24 protein-coding genes and 1 pseudogene are annotated in these 23,589 nt (G+C 59.9%); 10 read left to right on the plus strand and 15 right to left on the minus strand.

Translation table 11 applies throughout. From position 1 onward, the window contains the following. Window positions 1-132: 132 nt before the first annotated feature. The 3 genes and pseudogenes from ACNKH3_RS08135 to ACNKH3_RS08145 all read left to right on the plus strand — a co-directional run bounded on the left by ACNKH3_RS08135 (window position 133) and on the right by ACNKH3_RS08145 (window position 695). The gene (locus tag ACNKH3_RS08135) at window positions 133-306 is read left to right on the plus strand and encodes a tetratricopeptide repeat protein (protein WP_420208878.1); all 174 of its coding nucleotides are present in this window, start codon (window positions 133-135) and stop codon (window positions 304-306) included. A gap of 14 nt (window positions 307-320) precedes the next feature. After that, a pseudogene (locus ACNKH3_RS08140) lies at window positions 321-476 on the plus strand (tetratricopeptide repeat protein); the annotation flags it as partial. Between the two features lie 60 nt (window positions 477-536). After that, window positions 537-695, plus strand: a complete 159-nt coding sequence (locus ACNKH3_RS08145) for a tetratricopeptide repeat protein (RefSeq protein ID WP_420208879.1) — start codon at window positions 537-539, stop codon at window positions 693-695. A 90-nt stretch (window positions 696-785) separates the two neighbouring features. Here the strand turns inward: ACNKH3_RS08145 and ACNKH3_RS08150 are convergent, their stop codons facing one another. From ACNKH3_RS08150 to ACNKH3_RS08160, 3 genes are all read right to left on the minus strand, one after another. Beyond that, entirely contained in the window at window positions 786-1,484 is a 699-nt protein-coding gene (locus tag ACNKH3_RS08150) for a hypothetical protein (protein WP_420208880.1), read from the minus strand. Between the two features lie 116 nt (window positions 1,485-1,600). Next, window positions 1,601-2,083: a dihydrofolate reductase gene (locus ACNKH3_RS08155; protein WP_420208881.1), complete on the minus strand. Its 483-nt coding sequence runs from the start codon at window positions 2,081-2,083 to the stop codon at window positions 1,601-1,603. Window positions 2,084-2,109: 26 nt separating this feature from the next. Beyond that, window positions 2,110-3,354: an amidohydrolase family protein gene (locus tag ACNKH3_RS08160; protein ID WP_420208882.1), complete on the minus strand. Its 1,245-nt coding sequence runs from the start codon at window positions 3,352-3,354 to the stop codon at window positions 2,110-2,112. Between the two features lie 404 nt (window positions 3,355-3,758). Between ACNKH3_RS08160 and ACNKH3_RS08165 the strand changes: the two genes are divergently transcribed. Then, window positions 3,759-4,394, plus strand: a complete 636-nt coding sequence (locus ACNKH3_RS08165; protein ID WP_420208883.1) for a bifunctional 4-hydroxy-2-oxoglutarate aldolase/2-dehydro-3-deoxy-phosphogluconate aldolase — start codon at window positions 3,759-3,761, stop codon at window positions 4,392-4,394. A 27-nt stretch (window positions 4,395-4,421) separates the two neighbouring features. Continuing rightward, window positions 4,422-5,474, plus strand: coding sequence for a cyclic dehypoxanthinyl futalosine synthase (gene mqnC / locus ACNKH3_RS08170; RefSeq protein ID WP_420208917.1), 1,053 nt, complete (start codon window positions 4,422-4,424; stop codon window positions 5,472-5,474). Window positions 5,475-5,483: 9 nt separating this feature from the next. Here the strand turns inward: mqnC and ACNKH3_RS08175 are convergent, their stop codons facing one another. Genes ACNKH3_RS08175 through ACNKH3_RS08185 form a run of 3 tightly spaced genes read right to left on the minus strand, consistent with a single transcriptional unit; the run spans window position 5,484 to window position 7,893 of the window. Next, window positions 5,484-6,140 (minus strand): hypothetical protein, encoded by a 657-nt coding sequence (locus ACNKH3_RS08175; RefSeq protein ID WP_420208884.1) that lies wholly within the window; start codon window positions 6,138-6,140, stop codon window positions 5,484-5,486. Beyond that, window positions 6,140-7,078, minus strand: coding sequence for a S66 peptidase family protein (locus ACNKH3_RS08180; RefSeq protein ID WP_420208885.1), 939 nt, complete (start codon window positions 7,076-7,078; stop codon window positions 6,140-6,142). The genes ACNKH3_RS08175 and ACNKH3_RS08180 overlap by 1 nt, the downstream gene beginning before the upstream one ends. Then, entirely contained in the window at window positions 7,078-7,893 is an 816-nt protein-coding gene (locus tag ACNKH3_RS08185) for a type III pantothenate kinase (protein WP_420208886.1), read from the minus strand. The genes ACNKH3_RS08180 and ACNKH3_RS08185 overlap by 1 nt, the downstream gene beginning before the upstream one ends. 614 nt (window positions 7,894-8,507) lie before the next feature. Between ACNKH3_RS08185 and ACNKH3_RS08190 the strand changes: the two genes are divergently transcribed. The 3 genes from ACNKH3_RS08190 to ACNKH3_RS08200 are packed head-to-tail and all read left to right on the plus strand — an operon-like array spanning window position 8,508 to window position 10,734. After that, a complete protein-coding gene (locus tag ACNKH3_RS08190; protein ID WP_417917097.1) occupies window positions 8,508-9,143 on the plus strand; it encodes a hypothetical protein in 636 nt (211 codons plus the stop codon). Between the two features lie 26 nt (window positions 9,144-9,169). Next, on the plus strand, window positions 9,170-9,424 hold the full coding sequence (locus tag ACNKH3_RS08195) for a DUF2442 domain-containing protein (RefSeq protein ID WP_417917096.1): 255 nt from the start codon (window positions 9,170-9,172) through the stop codon (window positions 9,422-9,424). Next, complete coding sequence (locus ACNKH3_RS08200) at window positions 9,421-10,734, plus strand: replication-associated recombination protein A (protein ID WP_420208887.1); 1,314 nt, start codon at window positions 9,421-9,423, stop codon at window positions 10,732-10,734. Before ACNKH3_RS08195 ends, ACNKH3_RS08200 begins: the two co-directional genes overlap by 4 nt. 92 nt (window positions 10,735-10,826) lie before the next feature. Here ACNKH3_RS08200 and ACNKH3_RS08205 read toward each other — a convergent pair whose 3' ends face one another. The 9 genes from ACNKH3_RS08205 to ACNKH3_RS08245 form a co-directional block, all read right to left on the minus strand. After that, the gene (locus ACNKH3_RS08205) at window positions 10,827-11,426 is read right to left on the minus strand and encodes a hydrogenase iron-sulfur subunit (protein WP_417917094.1); all 600 of its coding nucleotides are present in this window, start codon (window positions 11,424-11,426) and stop codon (window positions 10,827-10,829) included. Window positions 11,427-11,490: 64 nt separating this feature from the next. Beyond that, window positions 11,491-14,610 carry an FAD-dependent oxidoreductase gene (locus tag ACNKH3_RS08210; RefSeq protein ID WP_420208888.1) on the minus strand — a complete coding sequence of 1,040 codons (3,120 nt, stop codon included), beginning with the start codon at window positions 14,608-14,610 and terminating at the stop codon, window positions 11,491-11,493. A gap of 83 nt (window positions 14,611-14,693) precedes the next feature. After that, window positions 14,694-15,530 (minus strand): LpxI family protein, encoded by an 837-nt coding sequence (locus ACNKH3_RS08215; RefSeq protein WP_417916657.1) that lies wholly within the window; start codon window positions 15,528-15,530, stop codon window positions 14,694-14,696. After that, the gene (lpxA, locus tag ACNKH3_RS08220) at window positions 15,530-16,330 is read right to left on the minus strand and encodes an acyl-ACP--UDP-N-acetylglucosamine O-acyltransferase (protein WP_417916658.1); all 801 of its coding nucleotides are present in this window, start codon (window positions 16,328-16,330) and stop codon (window positions 15,530-15,532) included. Before lpxA ends, ACNKH3_RS08215 begins: the two co-directional genes overlap by 1 nt. Before the next feature lie 20 nt (window positions 16,331-16,350). Beyond that, on the minus strand, window positions 16,351-16,812 hold the full coding sequence (gene fabZ / locus ACNKH3_RS08225; RefSeq protein WP_417916659.1) for a 3-hydroxyacyl-ACP dehydratase FabZ: 462 nt from the start codon (window positions 16,810-16,812) through the stop codon (window positions 16,351-16,353). A 196-nt stretch (window positions 16,813-17,008) separates the two neighbouring features. After that, entirely contained in the window at window positions 17,009-18,043 is a 1,035-nt protein-coding gene (lpxD, locus tag ACNKH3_RS08230) for a UDP-3-O-(3-hydroxymyristoyl)glucosamine N-acyltransferase (protein ID WP_417916660.1), read from the minus strand. Window positions 18,044-18,118: 75 nt separating this feature from the next. Beyond that, window positions 18,119-19,288, minus strand: coding sequence for an exo-beta-N-acetylmuramidase NamZ domain-containing protein (locus tag ACNKH3_RS08235; protein ID WP_417916661.1), 1,170 nt, complete (start codon window positions 19,286-19,288; stop codon window positions 18,119-18,121). Next, the gene (locus ACNKH3_RS08240) at window positions 19,285-20,406 is read right to left on the minus strand and encodes a patatin-like phospholipase family protein (protein ID WP_417916662.1); all 1,122 of its coding nucleotides are present in this window, start codon (window positions 20,404-20,406) and stop codon (window positions 19,285-19,287) included. Before ACNKH3_RS08240 ends, ACNKH3_RS08235 begins: the two co-directional genes overlap by 4 nt. A 21-nt stretch (window positions 20,407-20,427) precedes the next feature. Continuing rightward, a complete protein-coding gene (locus tag ACNKH3_RS08245; protein WP_420208889.1) occupies window positions 20,428-20,988 on the minus strand; it encodes a manganese efflux pump MntP family protein in 561 nt (186 codons plus the stop codon). A gap of 314 nt (window positions 20,989-21,302) precedes the next feature. On the opposite strand from ACNKH3_RS08245, the gene ACNKH3_RS08250 reads away from it, so the two are divergent. Next, window positions 21,303-22,505, plus strand: a complete 1,203-nt coding sequence (locus tag ACNKH3_RS08250; protein ID WP_420208890.1) for an NAD-dependent epimerase/dehydratase family protein — start codon at window positions 21,303-21,305, stop codon at window positions 22,503-22,505. Between the two features lie 9 nt (window positions 22,506-22,514). Next, entirely contained in the window at window positions 22,515-23,261 is a 747-nt protein-coding gene (locus ACNKH3_RS08255; RefSeq protein WP_417917225.1) for a lysophospholipid acyltransferase family protein, read from the plus strand. The last annotated feature ends 328 nt before the right edge of the window (window positions 23,262-23,589 follow it).

Raw genomic sequence — 23,589 nt, forward strand, 5'->3', positions numbered from 1 at the left:
ATCGGCATTCAGCGTCATCGCCCAAAAATTTCCAGCGCATATTCATGCTGTCACGTCGCATGGATTTGAATTGAAGGTGTTCTTGTTCATATTGGCCTATGGCATCGAAAAAACGATGTTATAGGTCACAACTTGGGTTATGGCTATAAGGAGCTGGGCGACAAGGCAGGCGAAGGCAGGACGCTGAACAACATCAGCCAGATTTACGATGCGCGGGGCGACTACCCCGCTGCCCTGACCTATCTGGAGCAAAGCCTCCGCATCATGCAGAGATTGGCGACAAGGCAGGCGAAGGCGCGACGCTGAACAACATCAGCGGGATTTACCATGATCAGGGCGACTACCCTACGGCCCTGAAGTATCTGGAGCAAAGCCTGAGCATCCGCCGGGAGATTGGCGACAAGGCAGGCGAAGGCGCGACGCTGAGTAACATCGGTGCGCTTCACCATGCCAAGGGCGACTACCCCGCTGCCCTGACCTATCTGGAGCAAAGCCTCCGCATCAGGCAGGAGATTGGCGACAAGGCAGGCGAAGCGGTGACGAGCTGGAATATTGGTATGATCTACAAAGAGCAGGGCGACCTTGCCAAGGCGGAGCCATACATGAGCCGCGCTGCGCAGCTTGAAGAGGAGATAGGCCACCCTGATTTGGAGAAAGACCGCGCGGCATTGGCAGCACTTCGCGCCCAGCTGTAGGGGCACGGCATGCCGTGCCCCTACAGTGGAAAAGGCCGCTTTCCCGGAGGAAAACGGCCTGTGGTCAGCGGCGGAATCCGCCCGGAGAGCTTACTGCTGTCCGGCTTGAGAGGTCAGCCATTTCAGCAACTTCTTCAGCTCCGCCAGCTCAATCTCTGTCAGCGGCTCAGGAGACGGGCAGCGTTTGTCGGTCTTTTGCAGGGCGGCGGTCAGTTTCACATTGTCAATGCCGTCGGGGAACACCACCGGCGGGCAGCCGTTGCCTTTGCCGCAGACCAGATCCCGCTGCGGCGCCGCATTGGTATGGCAGCCAAAGCAGGAGCCGAACATGTTGCTCACTTCCTTGCCGCCGCGCTGCTTGATCTTCACGCCTTCCGGCTGCACATCCAAGTCGAAGAATTCCCAGTCGCTGGTTTCCGGGCGCGCGCCTTTGTCTAATTTCACCATCGCCTCGCCGGGAATGAGCTGCAACACAGAGCCGGGAGGATAGATGCCGCCCGCCGCTGAGCTGGCCACCGCCTTGGTCGCGTCGAGCTGGCCGAGCAGATTGTCAACATAGACATCGCCGACTTTGGTCATCTGATGCAGGCAGCGGAACGAGGCTTCTGTGACCTCGACTTTCTTTGCCCCGGCCTCGGCAATGGGCGTGACTTTGCCGCCCGCTGAGGAGCCTGCCGCCGAATCGGCTGCGGCAGCTGTTTTGACTCCGCCCGCAGCTGCGGCCTGACTGAATGCCAGCGCCAGCACGCTGATCAGCAGGGCTGTTTTCATCGTCACCTTGACAATCATCTCTTTCCATCCTCCTTTTGGGGTTTGCTCAGTTGCCGGCAAAGCTGTTTTGCCGGACGAATGTTAACTGATATCCCACCAGGTGGCTTTTTGTCAAGGCGGTCGGGTAAAAAATATCACCGGCCTGTCCGCCGCCACGTCTCCACGGTGTAGGGAAGCGGCCCGGCGACGCGCTCAGAATGGATCAGCAGGAAAGGCGGCGACGGGAAGGGCGGAAAGAACGCGTCGCCGTCAAAAGGCTGGTCGAGGCGGCTGAGAAGCAGCGCGTCCGCTTTGTCCAAGGCCACGCTGTAGATCTGCTCGCCGCCAATGACAAAAATTTTTTCCGCCTTTGGTCCGGCGGCGGCAATCGCCTCTTGCAGGGAATGCGCGACCTCCGCGCCAGGAGCGGTGAACGCGATGTCCCGCGTCACCACGATGTTGCGCCGTCCCGGCAGAGGACGGGCAAGCGAGTCCCACGTCTTGCGGCCCATGATCAGCACATGGCCCATGGTGATTTCCTTGAAGCGGGTCAGCTCGCCGGGAATCTGCCATGGGATGCGGTTGCCCCTGCCGATGACTCCGTTGGCCGCCACAGCGGCGATGAGGATCAGTTCCATTGCCTGTCAGGCTCCTTCAAATTGTGTCATAACCGCTGGACAGCAGACGGCCCCAGCAGCATCTCTTCCTGCGCCGCCGCCGCGCTGGCTGGAACACGCTCCAGCCGCGCCGCCAAGATGACGGCTTCCTTCCCTGTCTCCAAGCTGCCAAGCTTGTTCAAGCCCAAAGCTGCTGCCCCGCCCAGCGTGGCCATGGCCAACAAAATATTCGGCGGAACGCCTGGCTGCTCCTCCGCCAGCAGGCGCAGTTCCCGCCATACAGACAGCTCCGGATTGCTGGCCAGGCTGTCTGTGCCGATGGCGGGCAGGATGCCGTGCCGCAGCAGGCTGGCCAGCGGCGCGGCGCCCACGCCCAGGCTGCGGTTGCTGCCCGGACAAAGGCAGACCTTCGCGCCGCTTTCAGCCAGCAGGGCGATTTCTTCCGCGTCAATATGCACGCAGTGGACGCAGAGCGTTCGGCTGTCCAAGAGGCCGTGCTGACGCAGATAATGAACAGCCCCTCCTGTTTTGCCGAGCGGCTGGAAGGCGCCGTCCCAAAGGCCGCGCTCTGTCAGGAAAGCGCGGAAGGGGCCGCCGCCGGTGCGCAGCAGCTCGATCTCCGCAAAAGACTCTGCCGTATGGATCGGAAAGACGTGGCCGAGCCGGTTTGCCCGCGCTTTCAGGCCGCGCAGCAAGGCAGGATGGGTTGAATACGGCGCATGGCCGGTGCAGGGCTGCTCTTCGCTTTCCTGCTGAAGGCGGAGCAGGGCCGCCGTCGCGCTGTCTGCCCGCAGGCCGAGATATTCCTTGAAGACCAACAGCCTGCCGCTGTAATCCGCTGCAAGCTGACTGGTCAGGCCGCTGTTGGAGATGTCGGCAAGGACGACAACGCCTTCCGCCTGTTGTGCCGCCAGCACCTGCCGTGCGGCTTGAAGAATTGTCGCCTCATCCGCTGCGGCTTGGCTGCGCGCTGCCAGCAGCCTTTCTATCCAAGCGGGAAAGGATGGCGGCGCAGGCTGCCGACCAAGCTGGCTGAGATGCGACAGCTCAAGGTGCGCGTGCGCGTTGATCAGGCCGGGCAGCAGCACGCAGTCCGGGTGATCAATCACCTGCGCGCCGGGCCAGCTTCGCCGGACTTCACGGAAAGGGCCGGCCGCTGCGATGATGCCTGCCTGAACCGCAATGCCGCCGTCGGCCACAGGCGGGCTGGAGACCGGCAGCAGCCACGGAGCGCGGCGGATGCAATGAGCTGATGAAAAGCGGGAAAAACAATCGCTCCGCAGTTGTGGCAATCTATTGAAACTGATAAAAAAGATTTATGCGTTCCGGCTCATCCTCAGGCACATGCCAATCAGCCGCCGGACTGACTTTTGACACCCAGCGCAACATGCTAAATTTAAATTGACAAATTGTCAATGGCTATAACAATGACTGCTGACCCGGCGGAAGATCTTGTCTGAGCCGCACAAAAACGTTTCTGAAATTGGCGGCCAGCATCCTGCGTTTAGTTTTGCCAGCCGCTTCGTCAAAGGTTAAACTGGCTTTGGACGCTGCGCTGAAAGAGCTTGCATGTCCTGCGGCAACTGACAGCGGCGGTTTTGCTGGCGGAATAAAATTTCAACTGATTGCCCGCTGTTCTGTTCCTCGCCGCTGCCGCGAGCGCGTCGGCCAAGCGGGCGGACAAAGGAGCTGAGGCATGGGAAAAAACGACAAGAAGCTGTCTGCGCTGGACGTTCTCCGCACAGGTCCGGTAATTCCGGTGGTGGAGCTGGGCAAGCCGGAGCAGGCTGCGCCGCTGGCAAGAGCCTTGCTGGCCGGCGGCATCCGGGTGATGGAGATCACCCTGCGCAGCGGGGCCGCGCTGGAGGGCATCCGCCGCATCGCTCAGGAACTACCGGAGATGCTTGTCGGCGCCGGCACTGTGCTGAACCCGGACGATCTGCGCTCTGTGGCGCAGGCGGGCGGACGCTTCACCATCAGTCCAGGTCTGACCCCTGCCCTGTTCGCCGCCGCCCACAACGGCCCGATCCCTCTTATTCCGGGTGTCGCCACTCCGTCCGAACTGATGCTGGCGCAAGAGCGAGGCTTCACCGCGTTGAAATTTTTTCCGGCGGAAGCGGCAGGCGGCGTGCGGATGCTTAAATCGCTGCACGGACCGTTTCCAAAAATCACCTTCTGTCCCACCGGCGGCATCGGGGAGGGCAATTATCAGGACTATCTGGCCCTTGCCAATGTGGCCTGCGTCGGCGGCTCTTGGCTTGCCCCGCCAGAACTGATTGAGCAGGGCGACTGGGACAGCATCAGCCGGCTGGCGGCGGCGACGCAGCTATAACGACACTGAAAATTCAACACCATGACCATGCAAGCACTCATCGGCCTAATCCTTGCCGGAGCACGTCTCAGCGGAGAAGACTTCCTCCGGCTCGCGGCGGAGGCCGACCTGCACCAGCTCGGCTTTCTTGCCGACGCGGTGCGGAAACGGCTCCACCCGGAGCGCGTCGTCACCTACGTGATTGACCGGAACATCAACTACACCGACATCTGCGTGTCCGCCTGCAAGTTCTGCGCCTTCTTCAAGGCGCCGGACGACCCGCAGGGCAGTGTCCTGAGCAAAGAGGAGCTGCTGACGAAAATCAGGGAGACGCAGGAGCTGGGCGGGACGCAGATACTGCTGCAAGGCGGGCTGCATCCTGAGCTGCCGCTGGCGTTCTACGAGGACATGCTGCGCTGCATGAAGGCGACCGGCATTCACATCCACGGCTTCTCGCCGCCGGAGATCTGCCACTTCAGCCAGCTCTCCGGCCTGCCGACGCGGACCGTGCTGGAGCGGCTGATGGCGGCGGGGCTGGACTCCATGCCCGGCGGCGGCGCGGAGATACTCTCAGACCGGGTGCGGCGACAGATCGCGCCGCGCAAGTGCTCGGCGGACGAATGGCTTGCGGTGATGGAGGAGGCGCACCATCTGGGAATGCGCACCACGGCGACGATGATGTTCGGCCACATCGAGACCTGGGAGGAGCGGCTGGAGCATCTGGAGCGGCTGCGCAGCCTGCAAGACCGCACAGGCGGCTTCACGGCCTTCATCCCCTGGCCCTTCCAGCCGGACAACACCGCGCTGGCCGATGTCGAGAAGACCTCCGGCCTTGCCTACCTGCGGATGCTGGCCCTCTGCCGCATCTACTTGGACAACTTCGCCAACATTCAGGCTTCCTGGGTGACGCAGGGGCCGAAGATCGCGCAGGTCTCGCTCTTCTTCGGCGCGAACGACTTCGGCTCGACCATGATTGAGGAGAACGTGGTCGCCGCCGCCGGAGTCAGCTTCCGCCTCTCGGAGCAGGAGATCAGGCGGCTGATCAGCGATGCCGGGTTCACGCCGCAGCAGCGGCTGATGGACTACCGGCCTGCGCATTGAATGTTGCAATCAGGACAGCTCAAAGCGCACGTTCCAGCCGTTGCGGAGGATGGTGTTGCAGACCGGGCTTTTCAGCTCCTGCGGCCTGAAGCGCCAGTCTTCCGGCGCGGTCTGCTCGAAGTTGCTGATGCCGAATTCCGGGCCGCTGCGCACGCAGCAGAAGAAGCGCGGCGCGGAGAGCAGTCCGGTGCGGACTTTGACCGGGCAGAGGGAGAAGTCCGCAGGCCGCACTCGGTCGCGCATGGTGACGGTGCGGGAAGCGGCATCAAAAGTCAATGTCAGCTCGTACTGCTGGCGCAGCCGGGCCAAGGCCATCCGCTGGCACCAGACCGGGTCGTCAATTTGCCAGCTCAGGCGGATGTTCCGCCCTTTCCTTTCCGCCCGCACCGGGTTGGGCAGCTCGTTCACGCCGAGGAGCATGAACTCCAGCACTTCTTGCAGCGTAGGCTCGCCTTCGCCGGGGAAAAACCAGGCGGAATGGATAATCCAACGGAAAAAGAAAGGACAGGGGAGCAGATAGAGCGCGGCCCAAGCGGCCAGCGCGGGCAGGAGGAAACGCAGCTCCACATGCGGCGCGACGATGAGCAGCGGCAGCAGGCTCAGGCCCCAGCCGAGCGGCAGGAGCAGGAGCAGGCCCACAGTCTTGGCGCAGGGGCGGCAGAGCATCAGGGCTGGCGGCAGGACTGGGGCAGAAAGTCGAGGCTGCCGCTGAAGCTGTCCATCACCGCCTCCATGCCCACGGGCAGAGCGTAGTTGTCCCGCTGATGCCCGGCAGGAAAGCCGCCCCAGACCGGGCATTTGACCGCCGCTGTCAGCTCCAGCGCCCGCTGCCAGACCTGCTCGTTGAGGCGGAGAATTTCCAGCCGGTCGTCGTGGCCGGGATCAAAGAGGCCGAGAATCAGGCCGGAGAGCTTGTCGAACAGACCGGCGCAGGCGAGATGGGTCAGCATCCGGTCTATTTTGTAGAGCGGCTCGGCGGTGTCCTCGAGGAAGAGGATGCGGCCTTCGGTCTGCGGCTGCCACGGCGTGCCGAGCAGATGGGTCAGCGTGGTCAGATTGCCGCCGGCCAGCCGTCCTTGGCTGAAGCCGCCGCGCAGGATTTCCAAGCCCGCAGGCCGGACGCAGGGCTGAAATTCGCCGCGCAGGCACTCTTGGAACCGGAGCACGGTGTCCCGTTCAGCGCGGGCAAGGGTGCTGATCATCGGCCCATGCAGCGTGACCACGCCGGTCTGCGCGAAGACTCCGTTGAGCAGAACCGTCAAGTCGCTGAAGCCGATCAGCCATTTCGGCTTGGCGCGGAGAAAATCCCAGTCCAGTCTGCTGATGAGCCGCAGGCAGCCGTAGCCGCCCCGCGCTGCAATCAACGCCTTGATCTCCTCGTCCGCCCAAAGCCGGTGCAGTTCGGCCAGCCGCTGCCGGTCGTCAGCGGCGAGATAATCCGGCCCGGAGCCGTCCGGCGGCTCGCAGCGGACATGCAGGCCGAAATCACGCAGAACTTGCAGGCCCTGCGCAAAACCTTCTTCGTCGCGCACCGGCCCGGCCGGATGAATAATGCCGACCGTGTCGCCGGGCTGAAGGCGCGGGGGCAGCAGCGGCTGGCGCATCAATTTTCCGCCTCCCGCAGGCTCCGCTCGTGGATCAGGCGCAGACCGGTCAGGGTCAGCATCGGATCAACAAACTCCACCGCCGCGCTGTAAGGCGTGATCAGCTCGGCCATGCCGCCGGTGGCGATGACATTGATTTTCTCTTCCGGCCCTGCCGCGCCGCGCTCCCGCATCTCCTTGCCCAGCAGCTCCGCCATCCGGTCGATCATCCCGCCGGAGCCGTGCAGCACGCCGGAGCGGATGGCATCGACCGTGCAGCCGCCGATCACCGCCTCTGGCCGCCCGTTCAGCTCGACGCGGGGCAGCTTGGCCGTGCGCTCGGCCAGCGCGTCCAAGGCGATGCCGATGCCGGGGCAAATCGCGCCGCCAAGGTGTTCCGCCTTGTTGCTCACGCAGTCGAAAGTGATGGCCGTGCCAAGATCAACAACAATCGCCGCCGCGCCGAAACTCTCCCAAGCGGCCACAGCGTTGGCGATGCGGTCCGCGCCCAGCTCCGCCGGATTGGCGGTGAGGATGCTCAGGCCGGTGTCTGTGCGGTGCGAAACAGCCAAGGGCGGGCTGACGCAGCTGGTCAGATATTTGCTGGCGAAGAGCAGCCAGGAGCTTTCCAAGGCAGGCACCACTGAGCTGACAGCAAAGGCGGTGATGTCCTCCTTCTGGATGCCGTCAATCTGGAAGAGCGAATGGTAGCGGATGGCCAGCTCGTCGGCGGTCTTGCCAGCGTCTGACTTGAGCTGCCACTGGTGAATAAGGGCCTGATCATAAAAAACGCCGGTCACGGTGTGCGAATTGCCGACATTGACTGCGAGAAGCATGGGAGTCTCTTGGGCTGGCTGTTTTCGTTGACGGAACGGTTCCGGGCCGGTGCAGAAGGAAGACCGGTCTTCAGAACAGATTGTAGCAGCAAACCGGGCGGAAAGGCAATGGCAACGCGGCAGGAAGAATTCAAAATCGGCGCGGCAGCGGTTCTTTAGGGCGCAAACATGCCACATGTATGCCGCCGCCCTTCCGCGCCCTAATTTTGTTGACAAAAGGCAGGCGCTGCCGTATGTTGGCCTAATCAGCGAAACTGTTTGCATCACCGCATGTTAGGGCCGCATAGAGCGGTATCATAACCGTCTGACAAGCAGGAGCAATGATATGCCGCGCTCAGAACGATGATCCGCAACGACTATGACGGCAGACTGGTGGATATTTTGGATGTGGAGGGGTAGAATAGGGGGCTGGAAGGGGTGGACGTTGGGGAGGGCGGGAGTTCTCCCCAACAAGGTGAGGGTGCCGCTCCGATCTTTTTCGTCATGGATAGAGTGCAATTTTCGATTACAAGTTGATATCAGCATGGATTCAGACCCATTTGATGGGTTTGGACCAAACAACATCCTTATAGATGTGGCATGTGATTTATTGAACCTGTCGGGAGAATAATTTAATGCGTCCTTTCGTAAAATGGTATGCACGAGCATGTAATTTTTCAGCATTATTTGCTATAACTGTACAAAGTTTTACTATTAAAAATCTTACAGCCTTGCAATTACCTAAGTGGCTTGCCTACGCAATACCATTTCTTGCAGCTACTACTACTTATATGCTTTTATACAACTTGTTGATCTGGTTCTACGAGAGAAAAGGTTGGAAGCTCCTCCTTAAAGAGTACAATATTAGCGGTAAATGGTACCACGAATATCGTTCTCCGGCAGATGCGTCATATATTCGCAGAGGCATTACAAATATTAGTCAAGGGGTTTGGCATATTAGCTTTAATGGCAAAAACTATGATGTAGATTTGAATCCGTTGTCACGAACTATGTGGAAAAGCACTGCGGTCACGCTTGAGGACGATGGACGACTCGTGATTGCGTATGAAGCTCGCCGATCTGACCAAAGGAATCCAGTAGACACAAGTGTTCAAAAAGAAGGAATATTGACTGTCACTATAGATCGAGATGAAAAAAATTACGCAGTTACAATGACTGGTATATTCCAAGATGCATGGCCTTCAAAAAGGCGAGGCACTATCACGTGGTGGAAAAATACAGACTGGTCTCAAGAGATAGATCGACAATAGAGCCTTAGATAAGTGTCGTAGCAGCAATGTTCATACATGTTGAGCAGGCAAAATATCTTGATGGCTACAAAGTATGGCTGGCCTTCAATGATGGCGCAGAAGGTGAAATAGACTTGTCGTCTGAATTACATGGCGAGATATTTGAACCGCTGAAAGATGTGTCGTTTTTCAAGTCATTCACCTTGGACGGGCATACCCTGTCATGGAGCAACGGCGCAGATTTTGCCCCTGAGTTCTTGCGTGAGCAAGTACGCTGTATTCGGAAAGAAACACATATATGACGGAGAGCCTCCGAAATCGTCCCCTTGCCGAGCGGATGCGGCCACGCTCTTTGGCTGACTTCGCCGGACAGGAGCACTTAGTCGGCAAGGGCAGACTGCTGCATGATCTGATCAGCGGCGGCAGGCTGCCGTCACTGCTTTTGTGGGGGCCGCCCGGCTCTGGCAAGACCACGCTGGCCAACATTCTTGCCAGCAGCGTGCGGGCTGATTTTGTCTTCTTCTCCGCAGTGCTCTCCGGGGTGAAGGAAATCCGCCAGATCGTGCAGCAGGCTGAAGCACGACGGCAGGAGGCGGCCACGGTTCTCTTTGTCGATGAAATCCACCGCTTCAGCAAGAGCCAGCAGGATGCCTTTCTCCCACATGTGGAGAGCGGCCTGCTCACCCTGATCGGCGCAACCACCGAGAATCCCTCCTTTGAAGTCATCGCCCCGCTGCTGTCCCGCTGTCAGGTACTGCTGCTCAAGCCGTTGACTCCTGAGCACATTGCCCAGATCCTGCGCAGAGCTTTGGACGATGCTGAACAAGGGCTTGGCGGGCAAGGACTGACTGCTGACGAGCAGGCTCTTGAGCTGATTGCCCAGTTTGCCGAGGGCGACTGCCGCCGCGCCCTCAACTGCCTTGAAACAGCGGCGGCTTTAGCCATGAAGAATAGCACAGGACGCATCAGCACTGAGATTGTTGGCGAGGTACTGCAAGAGCGGACGCTGCGCTACGACAAGAGCGGCGAGGAGCATTACAATCTGATCTCGGCCCTACACAAGAGTCTGCGCGACAGCGACCCGGACGGGGCCTGCTACTGGCTGGGCCGGATGCTGGCTGGCGGTGAGGATCCGCTCTACATCGCCCGCAGGCTGATCCGCTTTGCCAGCGAGGATGTCGGCATCAGCGATCCGAGGGCTTTGGAAGTGGCTCTGAGTTGTCGCCAAGCGTATCATCTGCTTGGTTCGCCGGAAGGAGAACTTGCCTTGTATCAGGCTGTGGTGTATCTTGCCACCGCGCCGAAGAGCAACGCCTTGTATATGACAGAAAAAAAGGTGCGGGCGGAAATCAGGCAGAGCGGCTCGCTGCCGGTGCCGCTGCATCTGCGCAATGCGCCGACCAAGCTGATGCAGGACTTCGGCTATGGCAAGGGCTATCAGTATGCGCATGATCAGCAGGACGCATTGACTGCGCAGGAGCATCTGCCGGAGCAGCTTGCAGGCAAAACCTTCTATCAGCCCACAGAGCGCGGCTATGAGGCGGTGGTCAAAGAGCGGCTGCTCAAATGGCGGGAGCTGCTGCGGCAGCGGACAGGCAAGCGGCGCGGCTGACTTGAAGGCTGTGTCTCGAAAAATCAAAAAAGCGTCGGCATCGTCCAGATAGACGGTGCCGACGCTTTGTCATCGCGCTGCAACTTTCTGAATCAGGCCGCCAAAGCCTTGTCCAAGGTCTTGGCCACCTTGTCCGTGATCAGCCCGTCAATGTGCTCGCGCGTCCAAACGGCATCTTTGCGCACCGCCTTGCTGGCATTGCCGAAGCTGACCCGCACTTTCTGGTCAGACACCGCAGCCAGGGCCTTTTCCAGCCGCTGCCGCAGCTCGTCCTGAGACAAGCCCTCCGCCTTGCCTAACGGCCCCAAATCCCGAATCTGCTCGGTGAAGCGGGTGATCAGCTTGACAAAACGCGGCGCCTCGGCAGCTGAGGCCCATTCCAAATCATAGCGCTCCTTCCTGATGCCGACATCCTCCAGCACCTTTCTGACCAGCGCATCCACACCCATCGCGTCGTAATTACCAACCTGGTAATGGCATTCTCCGGGTTGTCACCCGCCGGTAAAGATGCCGTCCGCGCCCTCGATGAAGCCGCGCAGGATGAAAGCCGGATCAACGCGGCCTGTGCACATCACCCGGATGGTGCGCAGGTTGGGCGGATACTGGAAGCGGGACACGCCTGCCGCGTCGGCTGCCGCATAGCAGCACCAGTTGCAGAGGAAGCCCAGAATCTTGGGATTGAATTCGCTCATGGTATATATACCTCGAAAGGGTTGATTCGCCGTAAGGGCGGTTCGCGAACCGCCCCTGCAATATTCACGCCGCAACCGGCTCCTTCGCCTTGACCGCCGTGCCGCCAAAGGCCGCGATCTGATCCATGATCTGCTCGTTGGTGAAACCGCCCATCGCGATGGCGAAGGTTGGGCAATGACTGGAGCAGATGCCGCAGGCTTTGCACGAGGCGGCGATGGTGCGCGCCTTGCGCTTGCCGTCCTCGCCCTTGATCATCTCGATGGAGCCGAAGGGGCAGAGGCTGGCGCAGAGGCCACAGCCGATGCACTTGTCCTGCTCGACCACAGAAACGATGGGATCAACCGTGACCGAGCCTTTGACCAAGGGAATAGCCGCTTTAGCCGCCGCCGCCTGGGCTTGGGCGATGGTCTCGTCCACCGGCTTGGGGCCGTGCGCCGCGCCGCAAACATAGATGCCGGCAACCGGCAGCTCCACAGGCCGCAGCTTGACGTGGGCCTCCAAGAAGAAGCGGTCAGCGGTCAGCGGCACCTTGAGCAGTTTGCTCAGTTCCTCGGTGCCGTCCGGGACAAGGCCGACCGACAGGGCGACCAGCTCCGGGGCCATTTCCAGCTCCTCTTGCAACAGCGGATCAAAGAAGCGGACGTGGGCTGCACCGTCCTGCTCGAAGACCTGCGGCTTGCGCTCCAGCTCGTAGGGGATGAAGAGCACGCCCTTGAGCCGGGCCTCGCGGTAGGCATCCTCGGCATAGCCGTAGGTGCGCATGTCGCGGTAAAGGACGACCACCTGGCTGGCCGGATTCAGCTCCTTGATGCGCAAGGCGTTGCGCACCGCCTGCGTGCAGCAGGTTTTCGAGCAGTAATTCAGGCCGTCGCCGCGTGAACCGGCGCACTGAATCATCACCACCGAGGCCGGGGCCTCACCTGCGGCCAGCCGCTGGCCCAGCTCGCTCTGTGTGAGGACACTGCTGTGTTCGCCGAGCAGATACCCGGCTGGCCGGTTCTCATGGCCGCCGGTGGCGATGAGCATGACCCCGTGATCAACTGTGTGTTTCGTCTCCCCGCCTTCGCTGATCACCGAGGAGAAGTTGCCGATGAAGCCGGAGAACTCGGTCAGCTCGGCGTTGGTCAGAACATCAACCAGCGCGTTGCCCTTGACCTCAGCGGCCATCTGCTCCAGATGCGATGAGCCGCCGCCCAAGACCGGCCCTTTCTCCACCAGTGTCGAGGGGAAGCCCTGCTGGGCCAAGGTCAGGGCCGCTGTCATTCCCGCAATGCCGCCGCCGATGATCAAGGCGCGGCGCGTGACCGGCACCCGCTGCTCCGGCAGAGGCCGCATTCCTCTGGCCTTGGCAACAGCCATCCGCACCAAGTCTTTCGACTTGTCGGTGGCTGCCGCAGGCTCGCCAGCATGGACCCAAGAGCATTGATCGCGGATGTTGACCATCTCGATCAGGCAGCGGTTGAGGCCCGCATCGCGCAGGGTCTCCTGGAAAAGCGGCTCATGCGTGCGCGGCGAGCAGGCGGCGATCACCACCCGGTTCAGGCGGTGCTCGATGATCTGCTCCTTGAGGGTCTGCACTGCGTCTGCCGAGCAGGAGTAGAGCGAGTCGGTATGATAGACCACGCCCTCCATGCCCTCGACCGAGTTCTCGACCTTGTTGACATCCACCACCGAGGCGATATTGATGCCGCAGCGGCAGACGAACACGCCGATGCGCACTTCCTCATCCATCGGCTTTTCTTCAGGATAGGACTTGTGAACAATGCCCATGCCGCGCTGCTGCTCCAGCATCCCGGCAGCAATGCCTGCGGCTGCGGAAGCCTGAGTGACGGATTCGGGAATATCCTTCGGCCCTTGGAAGGCTCCAGCGACTATCACTCCCTCAACCTGGGTCTTGAGCGGAGCCAGTGTCTCAGTCCGGGCAAAACCGTACTGATTGAGGGCGATGCCAGTGATGTCAGCAATCTTCTGTCCGTCTTTTGGAGCTTCCAGACCCACCGAGAGCACAACCAGATCAAATGCCTTGAATTGATGGCCGCCGTCCAAGGTGGAATAGGTGAGCTGGAGGCGGTTCTCCCACGGCGTGACCCCGGCGACCTTGGCCCGGATGAACTTGATCCCCATGCTCTCCGCCCGCTGCCGGGCCTTGTCGAACTCCTTGCCCTGGGTGCGGATGTCCATGTAATAAATGCTGATCTCCACCGAGGGATCGTGCTCCTTGGCCACCATCGCCTCTTTGATCGCATACATGCAGCAGACCGAGGAGCAGTAGCCGTTGTCGCAGCCCAAATCCCTTGACCCCACGCACTGGATGAAAGCGATGGAGTGCGGATGCCGTCCGTCGGAGAAGCATTTCATCTCGCCGAGGAACGGCCCAGAGGCGGTGGTCATCCGCTCGAACTCCACCGAGGTGACGACATCAGGATGCTGGCCGTAGGCAAATTTGGCCAGCGTCTCCTCATTGATCCTGCCGAAACCCGGCGACAGCACCACTGCGCCGACATGCAGCTCAAACTCCTCCGCCTGCTGGCTGAAGTCAATGGCGTGACTCTGGCAGACTGGCACGCAGATTTGGCAGGTGCCGTGCTGCACATGCAGACAGGCAGCCGGATCAATGTAATAGGTGGCAGGCACAGCCTGCGCGTAGTCAATGTGAATCGGGCGGGTTAGAGCCAGCCCTTCGTTGTAGGCATCCTCAAGATGTTTGGGGCAATACTGGGTGCATAAACCGCAGGCCGTGCATTTGCCTGCGTCAATGTAGCGCGGACGCTGCCGCACCTTGACTGTGAACTCGCCTGGTTTTCCATCCAATGCCAGCAGATCGGCATTGGTGACCATCTCAATGTTTGGAGACCGACCGGCCTCCACCAATTTTGGCGCGAGAATTCAAAGCGAGCAGTCGTTGGTCGGAAATGTCTTGTCCAACTGCGACATCACCCCGCCGATCACCGGGGCTTTGTCGAGCAGATAGACGTAATATCCCAGCTCAGTCAGGTCCAGTGCGGCCTGTATGCCGGCGATGCCGCCGCCGACCACCAAAACTGATCCGGCCTTGTGTTGCAGCGCTTTTCCCATTGCAGCCTCCAATGTGATGTTGTGAAAAAGATAAGGTTTTTTTCGTAATTTTCGCTGACAGAAATGCGGCCAGACTCCGCAGGCCGCAACTGTCGTTTCGCACAGCAAAATTGCAATTTATCGTGCGAATAGTGCCATATTCATAGCAAGATTGCAAAGGGAAAAGCAGACTGCGCGGGAAGCGGGCTGTTTCAGCGGTACAGCAGCTCCCCGTTCTCCTGCTCCTCCAGCCCGACCAAGGCGATGCCCGCCTTGTCCGCAGCGGCGATCATTGCCTTGCGGTCAAAGATCAGGGACTGCCCCGCTTCGGCGGCCAGCACCGCCCCTTTGACTGAGGCCAGCGTCTCAATGGTCTGCACGCCGGTGGCAGGCAGATCGAAGCGGAAGTCCTGCCCCGGCTTCTTCAGCTTGATCACCACCGCCCCGGAGCCTGCCAATTCCCCACCCCGGCGGATGGCCGCGTCCGTGCCTTCAATAGCCTCGACCGCGAGCACGCTGCCGCCGCGCACCACCACGCACTGGCCGATGTCCAGCCTGCCGATCTCCCGCGCGATCCGCCAGCCGAAGCGGATATCCGCCCACTGCTCGCTGGTCGGGTTGCGCCTGCCAAGTATGCCTTTAGGAAAAAGGAGATGCTCCAGATAGCAGGTGGAGGGCAGCACGTGAATCCCCTCCTCTTCTAAAGCACCGGCCACAGCCCGCAGGATGCCGTCGTCCAGCTTGCTGTCTATTTTATTCCAAAGGCTGAGGCCCTTCAGATCAGGGAGGATGTCGCGGAAAATGCGGGTCTTGGTGATCGTGCCGCAGAACACGGTCTCGCTCACGCCCTGCGATTGGAAGAACTTGATGATCCTGCCAAGCTGGCCGAGCTTGACCCAGCAGCAGACATCGGCCCGCTGCTCCAGCTCCGGCGCGGTCTCATGCTGATGGCAGACAGCGGCCACACTGCGTCCGCGCTGCCGGGCCGCCTCGGCGAAGAGCAGCGGAAACTGGCCGCCGCCCGCGATCAGGCCGACAGGTGCCGTCATCACCCCTCTTCCGTGCGCTTGACCACGCCGCGCTTGCTGGAGCGGAAGAAGTCCACCAGATGCAGGGCTTCCGGCGAGTCGGCCAGCTCCTGTTCGGCCTGCGTGAGCGCGTCTTGCAGCACCACGTCCGGGGCGGCGCGGAAGATGATCTTGAAGGCCTGCTCGATGCGGTCGATGGCCTCGCGGCTCATGCCGCTGCGGCGCAGGCCGATCTTGTTCACGCCGGTGATCCGCATCTGATTGCGGGTGCCGGCGAGGATCACATAGGGCGGCACGTCGAGCGAGATGCCGGACATGCCGCCAATGTAGGTGTGCGCGCCGATGCGGCAGAACTGATGCACAGCCACCAGCCCGCCCAAGTTGGCATGGCTGCCGACCTCGACATGCCCGGCCAGCGTCGCCACATTGGACATGATCACATGGTCGTGGAGAATGCAGTCATGGGCCACGTGGCAGTAGGACATCAACATGCAGCCGCTGCCGATCACCGTTCTGCCGCGTCCGCCTGCGGTTCCCCGGTGGATGGAGACATACTCCCGGATGGTGTTGCCGTCGCCGATGAGCAGCTCGGTCGGCTCGCCTTGGTAGCGCATGTCCTGCGGCGGCGAGCCGATGGAGGAGAAGGAGCCGATGTGGTTGCCTTGGCCGATGCGCGTGGGGCCGCCGATCACCGCATGGGGATCGATCACGGTGTCCGCGCCGATGGTCACGTCCGGGCCGATCACGGCATACGCGCCGACAGACGCGCTGGGGTGCAGCTCCGCCTTGGGATCAATCACGGCGGCGGGATGAATGGGCATGGTTCTGTCCTTTGCGGATCTCAGGCGAAGGCGGCCATCAGTTCGGCTTCAACCGCCAGCTCGTTGTCAACATAGGCTTTGCCAGCCATCTTCGTTATTTTCCCCTTCTGCTTGAGCATCTCCAGCTTGTAGACGATCTGGTCGCCCGGACGCACCATGCGGCGGAAGCGCACCCCTTCCAGCCCGGCGAAATAGAAGAGCTTGCCCTTGGCATCCCCGGCGGAGAGATAGGCCAGCACCGCCCCGGTCTGCGCCAGCCCTTCCAGCATCAGCACGCCGGGCATGACCGGCTCGCCGGGGAAATGCCCCTGAAAGAACGGCTCGCCCATGGACACATTCTTCAGGCCAGTGATGGTCTTGCCGCGCTCAAAGTCCAGCACCCGGTCAATCATGATGAAAGGGTAGCGGTGCGGCAGCAGGTCGAGTATCGCTTTGATGTCCAAGGAGGACAGGGCTGCCGCTTCTGCGGTTGGTTCGGTCATAATGATCTTGAGAAGTCTGTTGCTGTTCAATGCGCCCGCCCGGCAGCGCCGGAGAGCATCGGGCGAGGCTTTGCAAGAGTGTCGGGCGAGTCTCCCGCCTTCCCTCGCTCGAGGGAACCGAAGAGACTCGCTCGATGCTCTCTGATTGTCTCGCTCGACGTTTTCAAAATTTGTCGGGCGACAAATTCTGGCGGCCTCACTGCTGGCCGCTCAGTTCCTCCACCTTCTTGCGCAGCTGCCGCAGCTCCTTGAGCATCTCCGGCAGACGGCTGAACACAGCGGAGGCTTTTCCCCAGAGCTTGATGTCAATGGCGGGCACGCCGCCGACCACCGCGCCCTTTTTCTGATTGTTGTGCACCCCGGCCAGGCCCGCGACCATCACCCCGTCTTCCAGATGGAGATGGCCGGAGACAGCGGCCCGCGCCGCCAGCACCACGTTGCGACCCAGCACGGAGCTGCCCGCCACGCCTGACTGGCCAACAAGGATGGAATTCTCCCCGATCACGCAGTTATGGCCGACCATGACTTGGTTGTCCATCCGCACGCCGCGCTTGACCCAAGTCACGCCGAAGGCGGCCCGGTCCACGCAGCTGTTCGCGCCGATCTGCACGTCGTCGTCAAGGCGCACGGTTCCGACCTGCGGCTTGCTGACATGCGCGCCTGTGGCCGGGTCTGTGGCGAAGCCGAAGCCGTCGCTGCCAATGATTGCGCCGTGATGCAGCACCACCCGCTTGCCGAGAATGCAGCCGCGCGCCACCACCGCATTGGCATGAAGAACGCAGTCGTCGCCGATCTGGACATCGTCGCCAATGACCACGCCCGGCGCAATGCTCACCCGCTCGCCGATGCGCACGCGGTCGCCGATGCAGGCCAAGGCACCGATGCTGACCTGACTGCTGATCACGCAGTCCTGACCGATCACCGCCCGCTCGTGAATGCCAGCCGCTTTGAACGGCTCTTCCAGCAGCCAGCAGTGAATGCGGGCCGCCGCCAAGTCCACGTTGCTGACTTTGAGCAAAGGCAGCCCGTTGCCGCTGAAATCCAGCGGCGCGATGCAGGCCGAAGCACGGCTCGCGGCCAGCTTGTCCGCCAGCTTGCTGCTGTTGATGAAGGTCAGCTGGCCCGGCTCCGCCAGATCGAGGCTGTTCATGGCGGTGATGACGGTGTCGCCGCCGCCTTCGACTGTTCCGCCGACCAGTTCGGCCAGCTCCGCAAGACGCGCTGTTTTCATGGTGTTCCTCTTATATAGCGAAAAGGGCGGCCACGACCGCCCTTGCGGGATGCACTGCCCAGCAGAATAGCGTATTTATCGCTCAGGGTAAAGGAAAACAGCGCGCCGCCTTGCATCGAAGGCGGCCAGTTCCTCCTGCCATGACCGCTCCAGTCCGATCATGTCCGCGCCGTTCTCCACAGCCTCGCGCACGGCACGGTCGCCCAAGATCAAGTCTATTGGCAGCTTCTCGTATTCGTACTCATAGGGAGGCTGCTTCCAAGCAAAGTCCTGCGGACATACATGCAGCAGTGCCTCCAGCAAAGCAAGACTGAGCCGGTACGAAAGGAAGCAGCTTGGCTCCGTGACATGAATATGGAAGCCTGCGCAGGACTGGCCTGCCCACTTGCCGGAAGTCGGCTCGAAGATGATCGGGCGTAGAACACAGCCGGGCAGCTCGGTCCGGCAGAGCCGCTCCAGCACATCCTGCGGCCTGATGAACGGCGCACCGACCAGCTCGAACGGCAGCGTGGTGCCGCGCCCCTCAGAGACATTAGTTCCCTCCCAAAGCACTTGGCCGGGATAAACCAGCGCGGTCAGCGGCGTGGGCATGTTGGGTGAAGGGAAAACCCAAGGCAGGCCGGTCTCAGCAAAGAACATCGAGCGCGTCCAGCCCTGCATCTTGATCACATCAAGATCGGCGTGAATGCCGTCGCGGTTGCAGAGCAGAGCCAGCTCGCCCATAGTCAGGCCGTGGCGCATGGGTATCTCATGCAGACCAACAAAGGAGCGCAGCTCCGTCCTGAGCAGATTGCCCTCCAGCCGCCCGCCGATGGGATTCGGGCGGTCAAGAACAACAACCTTCTTGCCGCTTGCCGCTGCTTGCCGCAGACAATAGACCACCGTCCAGATAAACGTATAAACCCGCGTGCCCACGTCTTGCAGGTCGATCAGCAGGATGTCAAAGCACTCGAACATCGCTGCGCTTGGCTCGCGCGTCTCGCCGTAGAGCGAAAAGACCGGCAGGCCCGTGGTCAAATCGCGGCCATGCCCGGACTCAATCATGTTGTCCTGCTTTTCACTGAAGAAGCCGTGCTGCGGTGAGAAGAGGCAGACTAACTGGCCGGGAAATGCCTGCATGATCAGATCACGACTGTGCCGGAAGCGGCTGTCGGTGGAAGCCTGATTGCAGAGCAGAGCCAGCCGCTTGCCGATAAAGGAACGCGGTGGCGCGGCAATGAGTTCTTCGATGCCGAGGGTGGTCACTCAGTCACCTTGCGACGATCCAGATACGCGTCCATAGCCTTCTGACCGGCAGCAATTAGCGCATTGCGGCGTTCGTCATTCATATCAAATTCGGTGGTGCCGTAGCCTTTCGCAGGCAAATGACAGATAAGCTGTTCGTTGTTTCTTACTTCCTCGTTGTCACGCGAGGTGCGCATGGTGTCAACCAGCCGGTCTATCCGTTGAATTGTTTTCAACTTGTCGGAGAATCCTGCTTTCCTTGTCTCAGGCTGGCCAAGCACGCGAAGGGTTTCGTCAATCAGAAGACCAACAGTTCCTGCTGCATGAGCTGATTCGTCGCCCATTATCTTCTCTTCTTCACTTCCTGCACTAGGCTGCTTGTCAATCAGGGCAATGGGAAAGTTTGACAGCAAGCCGCCGTCAACAATGCGATGACTTGCAATCGAGCTGCCAAGATATGTTCCCCATTCTTTCCGCCAGAGAACTTCGCTCCATATGAAAGGAATGCTCATTGACATCCGCACTGCCCATGCAACGGGGCAGTCTGGCGCGGTGCGATGATTCAGCACCAGCATATTGTAGTCTGTTGTATCTGATGCGACCAGGGAGAGGTCAACTTTTGTTCTGCTGTAAAGCTCGGACAGGGTTATTTCTGGATCATATCCTTTTCTCTGTATCTTCCCTTGCATCCAACGACGGAATTCTTCTCCGGCAAACACACCGCCGTATTCAACAAAGTTGAATAACTGACGATACGCAGGGATATGCAGCAGCGTGTCCAGCAGGTTCTTTTTGATCCAAGAAGAAACAATAAAGAGCAAGCTGTCTAAATTCATGCTGTTGAACATGCCTAATGTGTCGCTGGCCTGAATGCTCTCATCGCTGAAGAAATTTTTCTCAGGGACATCTAAAAAGGATGCAAAGATGCTCTTGCTGCCTTTCTTCTCATTGACTGCTTCAGATAATTCATCCGGCGTGAAGCCAGCAGCCAGCAGCGTGGCTGTGATCGCTCCAGCGGAAGTTCCAATTAAACGGCGGTACGTGCAGCCTCTTTGATTAAACGCCTGCATTGCTCCAACGAAAACTGCGCCTTTAGCTCCGCCGCCTTCAAAGACCAAGTCATACATTTTCTCAGACATTTTTCATCTCCAGTTTGATGGTTAAGAAAGATGAGACAGCAAAATTCTTGCTCCTATGCCAACTAAAATCAACCCGCCGACCACCTCCATGCGCTTGCCAACCTGCGTGCCGACTTTCTTGCCAATCATGATGGCGAGCGTGGAGAGCAGAGCGGTGATGATGCCGATCATCGCCGCCGGATACCATATAGTTACTTCCAACATGGAAAGGCTGAGGCCAATGGCGAGCGCGTCAATACTGGTGGCGAGACTGAGCAGCACCAGCGTCAGGCCGCGCGTGGGATCGCTGGCAAGGCTTTCCTCGTGCCCAGCGCTGAGGCCATTGTAAAGCATCTTGCCGCCGACAAAGGCGAGCAGGGCAAAGGCGATCCAATGGTCAAAGGCGGCGAACGAGGCGGCGAAGCGGACTCCAGCCAGCCAGCCGAGCACTGGCATCAGGGCTTGGAAGAGGCCGAAATGGAAAGCAAGACGGCAGGAGGAACGGGCATCTTGAACAAAACCAGCGGCAGCGGCGGCCAAGGAGACTGCCGCTGCGTCCATCGCCAGCCCGCAGGCAATGATGACGATTTCAAGAAAGCTCATCGGATCGCAGACCTGTCATATGCGCCCAGCACCCATTCTGGATGGCAGGAGAAAACATACTGGTATGTATCCCCAATACATGCAGTATTGTACCGCCAATACATGCCAGATGGTTTCGGCGGCAGATGCGTGATGGATATTCGGCAGCATCCTGCACGGATGCTGCCTTGGAAGTTTGGACAGCATAGCCGATCCGCCGCCGCCCGTCAATGCGCGGCACCGTGCTGCCGCTTGGAAAAAAGGGTGATTTTTACGGCCAAACATGCTAAAGGAGAAGGCGGAAGATTCGACACCGCAGCTTTCTCCACGACAACATGGCTCAGGCGCTCTCACAAAAGAAACGCAGTCTCGGTGTGCTGATCGGCGGCTCCGGCCTGATCGGCGGCACCCTTGCCTATTATTTCAAGACGCAGGCCCCGGATGATTTCGACATCCGCGCGCCCAGCTCAAAGAAGCTCTCTGTGCGCAATGCGCAGGACATCATTGTGTATCTCAAGAGGGCCAGGCCGGACTTTGTCATTAACGCGGCTATGGCCTCGCTGGATTCAGACGCGCAGTTAGCCTTTGAGGTCAACTATCTTGGCTGCGTTAATCTGGCGCGGGCATGTTGTGCCCTGAAGATTCCCTATATTCATTTCAGCTCCGCAGCTGTCCTGCCGCACGGCGAAAACTTGGCTGAGGAGGATCAGCTGCCATTGACACCCGGCCTGAGCAACTACGCCAAATCCAAGCTGATGGCCGAGAAGACCCTGGAGCACATGATGCGGCATCAGGGGCTGGACTGCACCATCATCCGGGTGTCGATTGTCTATGGCGAGCACGACCACAAGATTCAGGGCTTTCATCGGCTGCTCTTTGCTATTGCTGATGAGGCCGTGCCTTGTCTCTTCACTAAGCGGGGTGTACAGCACTCCTACACCAGCGCGGCCAAGATTCCTTATTTTGTTCACCATGCCCTGCTGCACCGCGAGGAGTTCTCCGGCCAGACCTATCATTTTGCCGACCCGGAACCGGTGCCCTTAGATGACCTGATCCTGACCATACGGGCGTATTTGGAGGTCAAGCTGCCGCGTGAGATTTATGTGCCGTATCCCGTGGTCATCGCTGGCAAGTTCTTCTTGGAGCGGATAGCGGGTCTGCTGAACGGGTTCGGCATCACTGCCCGCCTGCCGCCGGAGTACATGTTCCTCAAGAATGTCTATCTTTCGCAGACCCTTTCCGTCGAGAAGCTGCGCCGCTCCAGCTTTGTTGATCCGGCCCCGGAGGAAAACATATACACCCGCCTGCCAAGGCTGGTCATTTACTATCTGACCCGCTGGGCGCATCTCAACTTGATCACCCGTTTCCGCGACCAGTTCATCGGCAATGAGCTGGCCAACGATTTCCTGCGGCATCCTGACGCGCTGCTTGGCAGCGTTCATGCCGACTCCACCGCGCCGTGGCCCGCCCTGCTGCAAACAGACGAGCTGGCCGACGTGGTTTCCGAGCCTGCCGACGACGGCGAGGCTGACTCCTGAATCTGACGTATGTCGCCAATACAATTCCTGCGCGGCCTGCTGGCCCTGCTCACTATCCCGCCCCTGACCATTGCCGTCTGCCTCAGCGTGATGGCCGACGTGCGCTGGTTCCGCCAATCCAAAGCCAAGGCGCAGCAGTTTCCCCGTGCTTGGGGACGGCTGCTCTGCTGGATCGCTAACATCCGTGTGCGGGTGGAGGGCGGCGAGGATTTGGATCCGGCCAAGCCGTACATCTTCATCGGCAACCATTGCAGCATGGCTGACATCATGGCTTTTTCCGGCTATATCAGGCACGACTACCGCTGGATCGCCAAGAAGGAGCTGTTCAAGATACCTGTCTTCGGCACGGGCATGAAAGCGGTGGACTATATCCCCATTGACCGCTCGCACGGCAGGGAGGCGGTACAGAGTCTCAACGACGCGGCCCAGCGCATCGCTGAAGGCAGCTCGGTCATTCTCTTCCCGGAAGGCACCCGCAGCACAGACGGGCATCTTCAGCCGTTCAAAACCGGCGCAGTGATGCTGGCAATCAAGGCCGGAGTGGAGCTGGTGCCAGTAGGCTTCAACGGCACCCATCAGGCACTGCCTAAGGGAAAGTTGCTCTCGCGGGGCGGCGAGGTGGTGCTGCGCATCGGCAAGCCCATGCCGACAGCAGGCTTCAAGGCAAAGGACAAGCAGGAGCTGGCCGCGCTGTTGCAGCAGCGGGTGGCCGCACTGCTGGATGAATGTCATCTGCCGCTGGCTGACAGGACTTGACGGAGAACTAAGGAATGTTCCGAATTTGCCGCTGGCATCTTGCTTTTCTCAGCTTTGTATTTGTCTGCATCGCATGGTTTCATAGCAATCAACTTTCTTCTCTCGAAGAATACAGGGAAAGTCCATTGATCGATGTTGAGCTTTTGCTTTTATTGGCTACATTCATAATGTTGGTATTGCAGCCTTTTTTAGCGTTATATCTCCTTTTTAAAAAACGTTGGCTTGATTTGCGGATATTGGTAATAAACGTTTTCATCGCAGTTGTATTGACAATTGCCGCTATGTTAATCGACGCACCGACTTTGATTTATATAACGTAATGGCATAT

The sequence above is a fragment of the Candidatus Electronema sp. JC genome, from assembly GCF_048287365.2.
GTDB lineage: Bacteria > Desulfobacterota > Desulfobulbia > Desulfobulbales > Desulfobulbaceae > Electronema.

Excerpts from the sequence above, each read along its gene's own strand:
- lpxD (WP_417916660.1), bottom strand. The coding sequence starts at position 18,043 with ATGAAAACAGCGCGTCTTGCGGAGCTGGCCGAACTGGTCGGCGGAACA.
- ACNKH3_RS08180 (WP_420208885.1), bottom strand. The coding sequence starts at position 7,078 with ATGCGCCAGCCGCTGCTGCCCCCGCGCCTTCAGCCCGGCGACACGGTC.
- ACNKH3_RS08240 (WP_417916662.1), bottom strand. The coding sequence starts at position 20,406 with ATGTCTGAGAAAATGTATGACTTGGTCTTTGAAGGCGGCGGAGCTAAA.
- ACNKH3_RS08195 (WP_417917096.1), top strand. The coding sequence starts at position 9,170 with ATGTTCATACATGTTGAGCAGGCAAAATATCTTGATGGCTACAAAGTA.
- ACNKH3_RS08175 (WP_420208884.1), bottom strand. The coding sequence starts at position 6,140 with ATGCTCTGCCGCCCCTGCGCCAAGACTGTGGGCCTGCTCCTGCTCCTG.
- ACNKH3_RS08165 (WP_420208883.1), top strand. The coding sequence starts at position 3,759 with ATGGGAAAAAACGACAAGAAGCTGTCTGCGCTGGACGTTCTCCGCACA.
- mqnC (WP_420208917.1), top strand. The coding sequence starts at position 4,422 with ATGCAAGCACTCATCGGCCTAATCCTTGCCGGAGCACGTCTCAGCGGA.
- fabZ (WP_417916659.1), bottom strand. The coding sequence starts at position 16,812 with ATGACCGAACCAACCGCAGAAGCGGCAGCCCTGTCCTCCTTGGACATC.
- ACNKH3_RS08200 (WP_420208887.1), top strand. The coding sequence starts at position 9,421 with ATGACGGAGAGCCTCCGAAATCGTCCCCTTGCCGAGCGGATGCGGCCA.
- ACNKH3_RS08185 (WP_420208886.1), bottom strand. The coding sequence starts at position 7,893 with ATGCTTCTCGCAGTCAATGTCGGCAATTCGCACACCGTGACCGGCGTT.
- lpxA (WP_417916658.1), bottom strand. The coding sequence starts at position 16,330 with ATGCCCATTCATCCCGCCGCCGTGATTGATCCCAAGGCGGAGCTGCAC.
- ACNKH3_RS08190 (WP_417917097.1), top strand. The coding sequence starts at position 8,508 with ATGCGTCCTTTCGTAAAATGGTATGCACGAGCATGTAATTTTTCAGCA.
- ACNKH3_RS08215 (WP_417916657.1), bottom strand. The coding sequence starts at position 15,530 with ATGACGGCACCTGTCGGCCTGATCGCGGGCGGCGGCCAGTTTCCGCTG.
- ACNKH3_RS08155 (WP_420208881.1), bottom strand. The coding sequence starts at position 2,083 with ATGGAACTGATCCTCATCGCCGCTGTGGCGGCCAACGGAGTCATCGGC.
- ACNKH3_RS08255 (WP_417917225.1), top strand. The coding sequence starts at position 22,515 with ATGTCGCCAATACAATTCCTGCGCGGCCTGCTGGCCCTGCTCACTATC.
- ACNKH3_RS08150 (WP_420208880.1), bottom strand. The coding sequence starts at position 1,484 with ATGATTGTCAAGGTGACGATGAAAACAGCCCTGCTGATCAGCGTGCTG.
- ACNKH3_RS08245 (WP_420208889.1), bottom strand. The coding sequence starts at position 20,988 with ATGAGCTTTCTTGAAATCGTCATCATTGCCTGCGGGCTGGCGATGGAC.
- ACNKH3_RS08250 (WP_420208890.1), top strand. The coding sequence starts at position 21,303 with ATGGCTCAGGCGCTCTCACAAAAGAAACGCAGTCTCGGTGTGCTGATC.